This is a genomic window from Caloranaerobacter sp. TR13 (genome assembly GCF_001316435.1).
Classification (GTDB): Bacteria; Bacillota; Clostridia; order Tissierellales; family Thermohalobacteraceae; genus Caloranaerobacter.
On record NZ_JXLL01000001.1, the window covers coordinates 230232 to 244450 of the forward strand.

The 14219-nt window shown below is 27.0% G+C and carries 9 protein-coding genes; all 9 read left to right on the forward strand.

The window, feature by feature from the left end; translation table 11 throughout:
* Window positions 1–6: 6 nt before the first annotated feature.
* Window positions 7–1041, forward strand: coding sequence for an ATP/GTP-binding protein (locus tag TR13x_RS01055; protein ID WP_054870026.1), 1035 nt, complete (start codon window positions 7–9; stop codon window positions 1039–1041).
* Window positions 1041–1772 carry a DUF3226 domain-containing protein gene (locus TR13x_RS01060; RefSeq protein WP_054870027.1) on the forward strand — a complete coding sequence of 244 codons (732 nt, stop codon included), beginning with the start codon at window positions 1041–1043 and terminating at the stop codon, window positions 1770–1772. The genes TR13x_RS01055 and TR13x_RS01060 overlap by 1 nt, the downstream gene beginning before the upstream one ends.
* An 18-nt stretch (window positions 1773–1790) precedes the next feature.
* Window positions 1791–4346, forward strand: a complete 2556-nt coding sequence (pglZ, locus tag TR13x_RS01065) for a BREX-1 system phosphatase PglZ type A (protein ID WP_054870028.1) — start codon at window positions 1791–1793, stop codon at window positions 4344–4346.
* Between the two features lie 25 nt (window positions 4347–4371).
* The gene (gene brxL, locus TR13x_RS01070) at window positions 4372–6420 is read left to right on the forward strand and encodes a protease Lon-related BREX system protein BrxL (RefSeq protein ID WP_054870029.1); all 2049 of its coding nucleotides are present in this window, start codon (window positions 4372–4374) and stop codon (window positions 6418–6420) included.
* 1066 nt (window positions 6421–7486) lie between these two features.
* Window positions 7487–9295 (forward strand): AAA family ATPase, encoded by a 1809-nt coding sequence (locus TR13x_RS01075; protein WP_054870030.1) that lies wholly within the window; start codon window positions 7487–7489, stop codon window positions 9293–9295.
* Window positions 9282–10259: a hypothetical protein gene (locus TR13x_RS01080; protein ID WP_054870031.1), complete on the forward strand. Its 978-nt coding sequence runs from the start codon at window positions 9282–9284 to the stop codon at window positions 10257–10259. Before TR13x_RS01075 ends, TR13x_RS01080 begins: the two co-directional genes overlap by 14 nt.
* Before the next feature lie 464 nt (window positions 10260–10723).
* Entirely contained in the window at window positions 10724–11701 is a 978-nt protein-coding gene (locus TR13x_RS01085; RefSeq protein ID WP_054870032.1) for a YeiH family protein, read from the forward strand.
* A gap of 82 nt (window positions 11702–11783) precedes the next feature.
* The gene (locus tag TR13x_RS01090) at window positions 11784–12731 is read left to right on the forward strand and encodes an ADP-ribosylglycohydrolase family protein (protein WP_054870033.1); all 948 of its coding nucleotides are present in this window, start codon (window positions 11784–11786) and stop codon (window positions 12729–12731) included.
* Between the two features lie 131 nt (window positions 12732–12862).
* A complete protein-coding gene (gene hydE, locus TR13x_RS01095) occupies window positions 12863–14218 on the forward strand; it encodes a [FeFe] hydrogenase H-cluster radical SAM maturase HydE (protein ID WP_054870034.1) in 1356 nt (451 codons plus the stop codon).
* Window position 14219: the final 1 nt, after the last annotated feature.

Below are 14219 nucleotides of genomic sequence, written 5' to 3' on the forward strand. Positions count from 1 at the left end.
GAAGAAGTGAGATTTATTGAAAATTTATTTATAAAAAGTTTTAGAGGAATTAAAAATTTAGAGTTGAATGATTTGGGAGATATTAATATTTTTGTCGGAAAGAACAATAGTGGTAAAACATCTGTATTAGAAGCAATTGGAATTCTTCAATATCCTCTTGAGATAGGAAATATTATAAAGATAGGTAGATCAAGAGAGATATTTAATAATAAGAGTTCAGCCTATACGATTTTTACTAGCATGTTTAATAAAAATCTTAAAAACATAGAGATAAAAGCAAATGTTAAAAATAAAAGTTTTGAAATATCAATTAAGGGTAACGAATTTTCAATTTTAACCGAAAATGTTTATTCAGAAATTAAAGAGTTTGAAGGACAGATACTAGTTAAGCATGGCAATAGTATTTTTGAAAAAAACATAAAGTTAAATCAAAACGATAAGGACTTTAAAATAATTGGCGATTTTAAATTAATACCTATAGAATATGTTACTCCAGCAGAACATTTACTTAAGAATGTTTCTAATGAGATTATTAAGAAAGGTAAAAAGAAGGAATTAATAAATTTACTTAAAATATTTGATAAAGATATAATTAGTCTTGAAATGATAGAAGAACAAAAAAAGATAGTTCCATATATTGAACATAAAAAACTTGGATTAATGCCTTTATCTACATATGGAGATGGGCTTAAGAAGGTACTTTTATTGGGTTCATCTATTATAAAGGCAGAAAATGGAGTGTTATTAATAGATGAAGTTGAAACAGCAATTCATATAGATGCATTAGTTGAAATTTTTAAATGGTTTGTAAAAGCATGTAATAAATATAAAGTACAAGTATTTATGACAACTCACAGCATTGAGATTATTGATAGTATTTTAGAAAGTCAGAAAGATTTAGACAATACTAGTTTTTTGAAAGATTCTTTAAGGATAATAACTATCAAAAATAGCACTGAGGGAGAAAAAACTAAAGCCAGAATATTAAATGGATTAGAGGCATATGACAGCAGAATAGACTTTGGGATGGAGTTGAGATAATGAAAAGCATACTACTGTGTGAAGGGAAATCAGATGCTATTTTGATTAGTTATTATCTTAATAAAGTTAAAGGATGGGAATTTTACAGAAAAAAAGATAAAAGAAAAATAAATATTCCTGTAAGAAACATACAAAATGAAGAAGCAAATTGGTATAGACTGGGTGATGATTTATTAGCCATTTGGGGTGTTGGAGGGAAAGACAATTTTAAATATGCTATTCAACAAGTTTTAAAAATAAATAGACTAGCAGATAAAGAAGATGCATTTAATAAAATTATTATTTTGACAGACAGAGATTATTCAGAAAATGATGAGGATTTACTTAATGAATTAAGTGAGTATTTAGAAGAAGTTGATTTACGAAATAATGAATGGTCAGAAAAAGAATATACTAATGAATTTGAAGAATCTATAATAGTTAGAATACTTCCTATTATTATACCATTCAATAAAAATGGAGCATTAGAAACGTTTTTAATGGACGCTATTTGTGAAATTGGCAAGGAAGAATGTTATATTGTTGAAAAGAGTAAAGAATTTATAGCAGGTTTTGATTTAAATAAATATGTCAATATCCAGAGATTGAAAGTAAAAGGAGAATTGGCAGTAACTTTTGGAGTAATGTTTCCACAAAAGACATTTACTTTAATTGATGAGATGCTTAAAAGTATTGACTGGGAAAAATACAAAACTATACAAAACGGATTTAAAAAGTTAGAAGAAATATAGAAATAAGCAGGTGAAAATATGAATCTAAAAGAAATAAAGAACATATTAGAACGAAATTTTGATAAAGAACCTTCGGATGGTAAAAATAGGCATATAATTTTCTGGTATGATTCAGATGGTGAATTTGTAGAAGATATAGATGAATTAGAATTAAAAAATGCAAAGATATTAAAGTTAAAAGATAATAATAGTTTTTATATAAAATATTTATTAGAAAAATTGGATATGAATTCAAATTATTTAATATATTCTTCTGCTCCAAAGCCTTCTCCTAAAGAAAATTATCTTTTAGATATTTTAAAATACAGCAGTGAATTTTCTACTGATAAAGCAACTGTAATAATGAAAGATTTAGGAGTTAAAGATGATAGTTTAAGAAATACATTTAAAAAGTATTTAAAATTTTTCGGAAATAAGGAAAGATATAAAAGGTTTGCATCATACAAATTAGAGAACTTTACTGAAGAAAAAGTGCATATAGCAGTTTTGTCTACCATATGTAAATTATCAGTGGCAGATTTCGAATTAGCATTGAGAACTATACTAAAAGAAGAAATTAAAGACGAAAATAAATATTTACAGGATATAAAAAGATTTGGAGATATAGATGAATTTTGGAAATTAGTAGAGAAAAAGTATGGATACCATTTAGAAGATAAAAATCTTGAACATCTTATGATTATGTTTACTATTACTCATTTAAGTTATAATCTTGAAGAAGAATTACCTGATACATGGGAAAAGTTTATATCAAATAAGCAGTCTGATGCAATAGTATTTTTAAGTCATTTTATAAATCATTCAGTTGATAGTGAGATTTACGATATTCTTGCTGATAGAATTGAAAAGAAAATTAATTTAAGAAAACATTTATCAAGGTGGAATATAGAAAATTATATTAATTGTGATACTTTTAGAGCATTTGATGAAGAAATAATATCCAAATTAATAAATAATTTAATAGAAAAAATTGGTGAGTATGAGAGATATAGAAAAATTATAAATAGTAGAAGGACAAGTCATTGGTTTAACAAATATAAGTATGAGTATGAAGCAATATATTATGCTATGGAGATTTTAAGATTAGAAAATAAACTTCAAAAAACATTAAGAGGTTCGACAGCCTATGAAATGATAGAAAACTATGTAAAAGAATATTACTTATTCGATTATTTCTATAGAAAATTTTACATTTCGTATGATAAAATTCAAAACAAAGATAAATTTAGCAAATTGGTAGAGTTAATAGAAAATACTTATACACATTGGTATTTGAATGAATTATCTATTAAATGGTCTGATATTATAGAAAATGAATTGAAAGAAGATATTAGAATTAATGGCATTACACAACAAATAGATTTTTATGAGAATTATATAGCACCTCATGTAAGAAATAATGAAAGAGTATTTGTAATTATTTCTGATGCTTTAAGATATGAGGCTGCTAAAGAATTTAGTGATATTCTAAATGTACAAAGAAGGGGTAAGGCTGAAATAACTTTTATGCAAGGGGTTATTCCTTCGTATACTAAACTTGGCATGGCAAGTTTACTTCCTCATAGAGAAATTATAATAAATAACAAGTCAGAAATCATAGTAGATGGAATTAATAGTCAAGGTACAGAAAATAGAAAAAAGATATTGCTCAATTATTCAGATAATGCTATAGCAATACAGTACAACGACATGAAAGATATGAAGAGAAAAGATTATAAGAAAGTCTTTGAAGGCAAAAATTTGATTTACATCTATCATAATGTTATCGATGCTATAGGAGATAAACCTTTAACAGAAAGAGATGTTTTTGAAGGTGTTGAGAAAACTTTTGACGATTTAAATAATCTTATAAGAAATTTAATAAATAATGTTAGTGCGACTAATATTTATATAACATCAGATCATGGATTTATATATAGAAGGTCAACATTACAAGAATTCGATAAAATACAGAAAACTACTTTAAAATCATTAGATGAAAGTAGAAGATTTATTTTAACAGAAGATAATCCTGAAATAGAAGGAACATTATCAATTTCATTAAATTATATATTTGGGAATAAAACTACTTTAAAAGCAATAGTACCAAAAGGTGTGACAAGGTTTAAGGTACAAGGTGCAGGAGCAAATTATGTTCATGGAGGAGCATCTTTGCAAGAAATAGTTATACCAGTAATTAAATTTAAAAATATACGCAAGAATGAATTTAAATCTACAAAGGTAGAAGTGAAACTAACTAATATTTCAAGAAAGATTACTAACAGAATCACATATTTGGAGTTTTTCCAAACAGAAAAGGTGGAAGATAAAAAGATACCTATAAGATTAAAATTATATTTTGTAGATGAAGAAGGGAACAGAATTTCAAATGAGAATATTATTATTGCTGATAGTAGATCATCTAAACCAGAAGATCGTACGTATAGAGAGAAATTTACATTAAAAGACCAGCCTTATGATAAATCTAAGAAATATTATTTAATACTAGAAGATGAAGATGAAACAGTAGATAAAATCTATGAAAAGATACCATTTATCATTGACTTAGCAATTATAAATGATTTTGACTTTTAGTATATTAAAAAAGTAGGTGAAGAACATGGAAAGTTCTGATAAAACATTCAACCTTAATGAGAAATTAAATAAGTACTTTGCAGGTAGAGTAGTAAGAAAGGATTTAACTAAAAAGATTAAAGAAGGAGCCAATGTGCCTGTTTATGTACTCGAATACTTGTTAGGAATGTATTGTGCTACTGATGATGAAGATAGCATAAATGAGGGTGTGGAAAGAGTTAAAAAGATTCTTGCTGACAATTTTGTTCGACCTGATGAAGCAGAAAAAGTCAAATCGAAAATTAGAGAATTAGGGCAGTATACGGTAATAGACAAAGTTACGGTAAAACTTAATGAAAAGAAAGATATATATGAAGCAGAGTTTTCTAATTTAGGACTTAAAGGAGTAGAGTTAGCACCTCATTATGTAAAAGAGTATGAAAAATTACTATCAGGTGGAATTTGGTGTATTTTAAAAATGAGTTATTATTATGATGAAGAAATAAAAGGCGTAAGTCCTTTTAATATATCAAAACTAACTCCAATTCAAATGCCTAATATGGATATTGAAGAAATATTTAATGGTAGGAGATATTTTACAAAAGATGAATGGATTGATGTATTACTAAGATCTATTGGAATGGAGCCAACACAATTAAAAGAAAATGTCAAATGGCATTTGTTATGTCGTATGATACCTTTGGTTGAGAATAATTATAATCTTTGTGAACTAGGTCCGAGGGGAACAGGAAAGTCGCATATTTATAAAGAAATTTCTCCTAATTCTATATTGATATCAGGTGGACAAACTACAGTTGCTAATCTTTTCTATAATATGGCGAGAAGAAAAATAGGACTTGTTGGTTTATGGGATGTAGTAGCATTTGATGAAGTAGCAGGTATAACTTTTAAAGACAAAGATGGAATTCAAATAATGAAAGATTACATGGCTTCAGGCTCATTTGCAAGAGGAAAAGAAGAAAAAAATGCTTCAGCATCAATGGTTTTTGTAGGGAACATAAATCAAAGTGTCGATGTATTATTAAAAACATCTCATTTATTTGATCCTTTCCCTGAAGCAATGGCATATGATACGGCTTTTTTTGATAGAATGCATTATTATATACCAGGATGGGATATTCCTAAATTTAGGCCAGAATATTTTACAGATGAGTATGGTTTTATTACAGATTATCTAGCAGAATTTTTTAGGGAAATGAGGAAAAGATCTTACACAGATGCTTTTGATAAATACTTTAAATTAGGAAATAATTTAAACCAAAGAGATGTTATAGCAGTTAGAAAAACAGTTTCTGGACTTGTAAAACTCATATATCCTAATGGAGAATTTGAAAAAGAAGATATAGAGGAGATTTTAAGGTACGCTTTAGTTGGAAGAAGAAGGGTAAAAGAGCAATTGAAGAAAATTGGTGGCATGGAGTTTTATGATGTTCATTTTTCTTATATAGATAAAGAAAGTTTTAATGAAGAATTTGTAACTGTACCAGAGCAAGGTGGGGGTAAATTAATTCCAGAAGGAATAGGCAAACCAGGGCATGTATATACAGTTGGACATAGTCATTCTGGTATGATAGGAGTTTATAAAATTGAAACAGAAGTAGTAGCAGGTTCAGGGAAATTTGAGAGAACCGGACTTGGCTCAAATAGAGATGCTAAAGAAAGTATTAATATTGCTTTTAATTATTTTAAAGCAAATAAAAAGAATATTAGTGGAACGATTTCGGTTCAAAATAATGATTTTTTAATGCATATTCAAGATTTGCAAGGAATAGGTATGACACCTGAATTATCTTTAGCAGCATTTATTGCATTGTGTTCAGGAGCATTACGAAAACCTGTGCAAAGTCAGATGGTTATATTAGGTTCTATGAGTATTGGTGGAACAATAAATAAAGTTGAAGAACTTGCTAGTACATTACAAGTTTGTTTTGATGCTGGGGCTAAAAAAATATTGCTTCCTATGGCGTCAGCATCGGATATTAGTACTGTACCACCAGAACTTTTTGCTAAATTTCAGATAGCATTTTATCAAAGTCCTGAAGATGCAGTATTTAAAGCCTTAGGAGTAGAATAATGGTTTATATTAATAAAAGTTTAATATTTTAACATCTAATAAAAAAATGAAAGGTATAATAATAAAACTTGATGAAAAGCATTAATACATTTATTGTTTTATCTTTTAAGTGATAAAGAAAGTGAGATTTTTAGATAAATATTGCTATCTTGATGGAGTAGAAAAATATCATATGACTTTGATTAATTCGTTTTTACAAAAAGTAGAGAAACACTACATGCTGTTTGAGAATTGTTAAAAATAATAAATATTACTTCAATGAAGATATTCTTATCTTAGTTAGAAGTGTTTTTGAAGGTCATATAACTAGTAGGTATTTAGAGAATACATAGATAAACAAATAGAACAGAAGAAGTTATTAAAGAATTTTTAAAACAGTTACATGAACAAAAAAGGCTGAAACAGGACAAAATGTAGATGAAGCAATAAAAAGACTTATAAAGGCAAATAAAATCATAAATTTTAATAGCATGGCTAATGAGGCTAGTAATCTTTAAAAAGTTATATATAGCTATCTTTATATTAGAGAATGAATTGAGGGCTTAAGACATCATCAATCATAAGTACCTACTCCAGCCCAATTAAGCGTGAAATGGATGAAAATAATAAAGATGATTTTTGATTACATCCCTAAAGTGTAAAATTAAAAAACTTGAAGAAGAGAATAGAGAGTTGAGAGACAGTTAAAAATTGCTTATACTGATATTAATAAAATATTTAAATACTAAAGTTATTAACATGAGTATGTTACTTTAATGATGGAATAACTTGAAGTTATGAAGCTCTGTAATGTATTGAATAAAGCATAGATTTGCCAGTTTGGCAACTTTATGCTTTATTTTAATTTTGACAAACTTATGTTTATATTCTGAGAATGACATTAGTAATAATTACTTTTTATGGTATAATTTTAAATAGGTTTTTTTAATAAATATAATTTTAAAGTTATTATAGCATATATATACTTAGAATATTTCAAGGTGAACTCTATCATAGATAATAGTTATCTTAAAGTGCAATGTATGTTTATGATAATATGATTTTTATGTCAAGGGGAGAATTTGCTATGTTGCTTGAATATCTATGGATTGAAGATTTCAAAATATTAAAAAATATAGGGATAAGTTTTTCGAAATATTTTAACATTCAATGTGAAAAACGAGATGAAGTTTTTTATGTCAAAATTGAAAAGAAATTAAATTTAATTCCAAATGATTTTTTTGGAAATAAAATTTCTAATATTAATGCAATTGTAGGTAGTAATGGGTCAGGTAAATCCAGTTTGCTTAGTTATATTCAAGGTGAACTACCATATTCGTGCAATCATTTACATATATACTTTGATGAAAAAAATAAAGTAATTAAATACATTTCAACTTTAAGGGTAGAAATTAAAAATAATACAGAATTCTTAGTAACAAAATTATATGATAAAAATCATGCTAATCAAATCCCAAGTATTACAAAGTCTAGACTTGCTATTGAATCAAAACAGATGATTAAATATATAAAGTGCAATTTAGAATATTCACCATTAATGGGAAAAACCAATCTATCTGATAAAAATGGCAAGTTTTTTCCATACATTGATTTTGATGAAGAACTTGAATTATTTAAAACAGAATCATTTCAAGTTTTAAACTCATACATAATCATTGAAATTTTATCTTTATTAAATTCAATTAATGCTGACTCAGCTTTAAATATAAAATTACCCAACAAAATAATTCTACATATTTTTACAGAAAGAGATAATAGCATTTTAAAAATTAGAGATATTGTTAAATTAGAAGGAAATAAAGGGCTAGATCCTTATCTAAATAAAGCATATAAATATCATAATTCAATATTGCAACATACTGAAAAAAAAGATTTAAACTATCTAGTTAATTTTATGCTTTGCTACTATTTACTGTACTTAAACAATTTATGTTTTTTAGAAGGAATTGATTTATATTCAGATAAGTATTATCAGTATATTAATAATGTTGATTATTATAATAGTTTCGAGAGTACATTAGAAACATTTATTAATAAAATTCTTCCTATAAGAGATGAGCAAATTAAATTGAAAAAACCAACCTTAAGAATATCCTCAGCTCAAATAAAAGTGACTAGTGAGAAAATTTTGGATATATTAAATGGTATTTCAAAAATAGATGGTTCAAAAATTAGATATTATGCAAAACCTACACGATTTGAAATTGAACTAGATTATATTGAGAATAAAAGTGAATTATTCCCTTTACTATTCAGGATGTTTAGGAATGATGAATACTTTAATCAAGAAATATATTCGATAGATTGGTATGGAATGAGTGAAGGTGAAATGAATATATTAAAAACTATAGCAAAACTAAATTCTTATGTAAAAAGAAAAGCAAGATACTTAGATCGAGTAGAGACATTACTAGTGTTAATTGATGAGGCAGATAGTTCATTACATCCTGATTTAGCAAGAAGATTTATTGACATTTTAATACAAGTAACTGAGTTATTGCTGAGAGACTATAATATTAAAGTGCAATATATTATAACTACACACTCACCATTTTTAATATCAGATCTTCCCAAAGATAATTGTGTTTTTTTAAAAAAAGACGCAAAACGAGGAGTATCATTACATAGTTTTAAAGAAAATACATTTGCAGGTAATATTTATACTCTGCTTAGCAATGCTTTCTTTATGAAAGATTTTTCAGGACAATTTGCTCATAAAAATATTCAGAAGACTATAAGATTCATTACCGAAAATAAGTATTCTGAAAATAAAGAGTATGTAGATTATGTTTTAAATATAATTGGCGAACCTATTCTTAAAAAAATTATTTTAAATTCTATTGATAGAAAGGAGAATATACATGGTAAAAATTAGTTCGCCATACTCAGACGCCTTTAAGGAAGCTTACTGGAATTGGTTTAAAAATCATTATGAGGTTAATGACAATACGAAACTAAGCGAAATATTTATTGAAGGAAAATATATGTTAGAAAAAGATTTTTTATTAAAAGATGTTATTATAAGTGACAACACTTATATAGAAATTTCAACGATGTTAAAAAAAGCAGATAAAAGTATAATAAAATCAAAATATGATTTTGTAGATGAATATGAACGTTTTGTTTCACGTGATAGTGATAAAGAATCAGCTAAGATGAATGCAGTGAAACTATATAAAGAAATTGATATAAAAGTATGTCCATATTGTAATTTAAATGACATTAGCTATTATAAAGATGTACATGGAACAAAGCGAGGTCATTTAGACCATTTTTACTGCAAAAAAGATTATCCATACCTTGCTTTATCGATTTATAATTTAGTTCCAATATGTAGTACATGCAATTCAAGTTTTAAAGGTTCAAAATCAACTAATATAAAAAATTATATTCATCCATACTTTGAATGTTTTGGAGATGAAGGTAGATTTATTTTGATAATGGGACAAGCTATGAACAGTTTACAAGAAGATACTAAAAAATCAAGTAACACTTATATTGCATTAAGATACGGTAAAAATTCATATAAAGTAAGAAATAATAATAAATTATTTCATTTAGCATATGATGATGAACAGGGTATATTGGGGGTATACCAACAAGAAATTGAATATGCAGTTGAATTATTAAAAAAATTTAGAAATTATTCTCCTGAACTTATAGATTCTTTATATAGAACTTGGAAGAAGTTGAGTAGTAAAGAAGATATTAAGAAAGAGGACTTTGAGAATAATATCTTTGATAAAAGGATACCCGAAGAACAAATGGTAAATCATCGGAGGGCTAAATTGCATAGTGATTTATACAAAGAGTATTATGAAGAACGTTACAATAGTTAAAGAACTGTTGATTGCTCTACTCCATTCTAACAGTTCAAAAGTGTAGCATAAATGAAAGATTTTTTGAATAATTATTTGATAACTTTGCCTACTATAAGAGTAAATAACCTTTAAAATAATAAGAGAGGTGTGATATATTACACATGTATAATATATCACACCTCTCTTGTACAGAACTCAATAAATTTTTAGTTGCATAAAAGGAAATAATAATTTATAATTCTAGTTATGTACTGCAATTTTAAGTACATAACATGGGTTCTGTGCAATGTTTTTATTCTTTGAAATATAGCCAAAAATAAAAATGGCTTTAAATAGCCATTTGCAGCACAAAAAGCATTCTTAAAAATGTTGATACAGAACTCGGCTTATAGACTTACTCGTTTTACTATTGTGAGAACTCAAGGTTTAAAGGCCTTGAGTTTTGTTTTAAAAAACTAAAGAATGTAGAAGGAGTGGTATTCGTGGAAAATGTTAAAAGATTTATACCAGGTATTTTGTTTGTTTATTTGATATCATTTATTTCCATATTTATTAATGACTCAATAAAGCATATTGTAAATTTAGAAGCTTTAACTATAGGTATTATCATAGGAATTTTGTATAATAATTTACTAGAAACTAGAGAAATATTTAAACCAGGTATAAAATTCTCTGCAAAGAAACTTTTAAAAGTAGGAATTATTCTACTTGGTTTTAAGCTTAACTTTAAGTCTTTATTAAACCTTGGACCTAAAGTTATTTTAATGATAATAATATTTGTTCCAGTCGTTTTAATAATTGCTTATTATTTGGGTAAATTGTTTAAGTTGAATAATAAAATTCCTATACTTATAGGAGTTGGTTCCAGTATATGCGGAGCTTCTGCTATAGTAGCGATGGCTCCTTGTATAAACGCAGATGAAGATGATTCTGTAGTTGCAGTATCTATTATCAATTTTTTAGGAGCTATAGGAGTTTTAGTGTATTCAGCAATAGCTTTAGCTTCAGGAATTAGTAATATCGAATATGGAATTTGGTCTGGAATGTCACTTCAAGGTGTGGCTCATGCAATAGCGGCTGCTTTTGCTAGAGGTAGTGAAGCAGGAGAAATAGGAACTTTCGTAAAAATGGGTAGAGTTGTAATGCTAATCCCTGTAGCTATGGTTCTAAGTTACATATTTAATAAAAAAGAAAAGAGTTCTAGTGTAAAATTTCCGATGTACATATTTTATTTCATAATAGCTGGGGTAATAAGTTCATTAGGCATAATTCCAGCTCAACTTTCGATGATATTAGTAAAATTAAGTTCTACTTTTATACTTATGGCTATGGTCGGAATGGGGCTTTCTGTAGACTTAAAAAGTATTAAAGATAAAGGTCTAAAATCATTTTTATTTGGCTTAATTTTATTTGGTTTAATATCAATAACTACTAATTTCATAATTACAAAATTAATTTAAGTTTGACGACAAAGAAGAGACAAAGAAGATATAAAAATGATGCTCATGAAAAATATATTAAGGAAGTTCAGGAGATGATAAAATGAGCAAAAATAAAATCATAGGCGGAATTATAGGGTTTTGTGTTGGAGATGCTCTTGGTGTACCTGTAGAATTTAAATCAAGAGAAGAATTAAAAAAAGAACCAGTTACAGATATGATTGGTTATGGAACTTATAATCAGCCACCAGGAACATGGTCAGATGACACTTCTTTAACTTTATGTTTAGTTGAGAGCTTATGCAATGGCTTGAATTTAGAAGATATAGGAGAAAGGTTTGTAAAATGGTATTATAATTCTTACTGGACACCATATAATGAAACTTTTGATGTGGGTAATACAACTAAAGAAGCTATTTGCAGAATTTCTGAAGGTATAAGCCCTGAAAAAGCTGGACTTGATGATGAATATTCAAATGGCAACGGTTCTCTCATGAGAGTATTACCCTTAGCATTTTACTTAAAAAATTTTAAAGCTGAAGAAAAATATAATGTAATACATAAAATTTCTTCGATTACACATAGACATTTAAGAAGTATTTTAGCTTGTAGTATATATGTAGAATATGCAATAAATCTTTTAAAAGGTTATTCAAAAAAGGAAGCTTATAAAAATACAAAAGAAAATATTATTAATTTTTATTCTGATACTGTTTTTAGAAAAGAATTTAATTCATATAGTAGGATATTAAATAGAGATATACCAAAGCTGAAAAAAGAAGAAATAAGGTCAAGTGGTTATGTTGTAGATACATTAGAGGCTGTATTTTGGTGCTTTTTAAATAAAAATGGATATAAAGAAGTAGTCTTAGCAGCTGTTAATCTTGGAAATGATACAGATACAATTGCAGCAATAGCCGGTGGACTTGCGGGTATATACTATGGTATAGAAGATATACCAAAAGATTGGATAGATGCAATTGCTAGAAAGGATGACATAATTAAATTAGCTGAGCGATTTAGTAATAGCTTAAATATTAATAATATTTAAATAACAATTAATAAGGCAAGATATTAATTAATTTATGTTATAATAAGATAAGTTAGAAGTAGTGTGAAAAAAGTATTTTTCAAATAATTTACTATTAGAAAAAACAATTTATTAAATAAAGAGGGATTATTATGGCACTGATTAACAAGTTTCTGAAGAATAAGTTTGAAGAACCGTATATTTTAGTTTGTTCTTCTAAATCGCAGATGTTGTTTAGTAAGGATTTATTGGATAAAGAAGGTATAGAAAATGATTTAATTCCTACACCAAAAGGGTTTGGTGGAGTATGTACGACAGCTATAAAGTTTGATAAAAAATTTGAACAAAAAGTAAAAGAAATAATAAAGAAAAATAATATTGAATATGAAGGGATTTATTCTTTAAAAGATAAATACAAATACGATTTAACTGAAATATTTAATATGAATATTTCAGATACTTTTAAAGATATAGTGAAAAAAATAGAGGCTAATATAGAATTAAGCAAGGAAGAAATAAAATATTTGCTAGAAGTAGAAAATGAAGAGTATAATGCATTAATTCGAGTAGCAGATATTATAAGAAAAGAATGTGTTGGTGACAGGATAGAAATAAGAGCTGCAATAGAATTTTCTAACTATTGTAGAAAGAATTGTAATTACTGTGGTGTTAGAAGAGATAATAAAATAAATAGGTATAGAATGACTGAAGAAGAAATAATAAATGAGGTCGAGAAGTTATACAAAATAGGTATAAAAACAGTAATATTACAATCAGGTGAAGACCCATATTATACAACTGATATGCTATTGTCAATTATTAAAAAAATAAAGCAAAAGTTTAGAATGGGAATTACTTTAAGTGTGGGAGAAAGAGACGAAGAAGAGTATAGACTATTTGGTGATGCAGGTGTTAATAATTATCTATTAAAAATAGAAACTGCAAGTAGAAGGTTATTTGAATTAATCCATCCTGATGATGATTATGATGTTAGAGTAAAACATACTAAACTTATTAAAGAAGCTGGAATGAGAGCAGGTTCTGGTGGAATGATAGGGTTACCTACTCAAACTATAGATGAAATAGCTGAAGATATTATATTTCAGAGAGATTTTGGTATTCATATGATTGGCTTTGGACCTTTTTTACCAGCTAAGGGAACACCATATGAAAATTATAAACCAGGTGATCTTGAACTGACATTAAAAGTTGTAGCTGTTACTAGAATAGTATGTCAACATGTATTTTTACCAGCTACTACAGCGATAGCTACATTGCACCCAGATGGACAAACTCTAGCTTTAAAAGCAGGTGCTAATACAATTATGCTTATTAGTACTCCTGCTATGTTAAGAGATAATTATCAAATTTATTCAAATAAAAATATGGTTGATTTAAGTTTTGCAATAAAATCAACAAGAGATGCGAAGCGAAAGCTTCCTAAGTATTTGAATTATGATTACTTAAGAGAATTAGGATATGAAATAGAAGATGAATTAATATGTTAGG

What these genes read in the sequence shown, in the direction of transcription:
- hydE (WP_054870034.1), top strand. Translation starts at nt 12,863, where the DNA reads ATGGCACTGATTAACAAGTTTCTGAAGAATAAGTTTGAAGAACCGTAT.
- TR13x_RS01090 (WP_054870033.1), top strand. Translation starts at nt 11,784, where the DNA reads ATGAGCAAAAATAAAATCATAGGCGGAATTATAGGGTTTTGTGTTGGA.
- TR13x_RS01075 (WP_054870030.1), top strand. Translation starts at nt 7,487, where the DNA reads ATGTTGCTTGAATATCTATGGATTGAAGATTTCAAAATATTAAAAAAT.
- pglZ (WP_054870028.1), top strand. Translation starts at nt 1,791, where the DNA reads ATGAATCTAAAAGAAATAAAGAACATATTAGAACGAAATTTTGATAAA.
- TR13x_RS01060 (WP_054870027.1), top strand. Translation starts at nt 1,041, where the DNA reads ATGAAAAGCATACTACTGTGTGAAGGGAAATCAGATGCTATTTTGATT.
- brxL (WP_054870029.1), top strand. Translation starts at nt 4,372, where the DNA reads ATGGAAAGTTCTGATAAAACATTCAACCTTAATGAGAAATTAAATAAG.
- TR13x_RS01080 (WP_054870031.1), top strand. Translation starts at nt 9,282, where the DNA reads ATGGTAAAAATTAGTTCGCCATACTCAGACGCCTTTAAGGAAGCTTAC.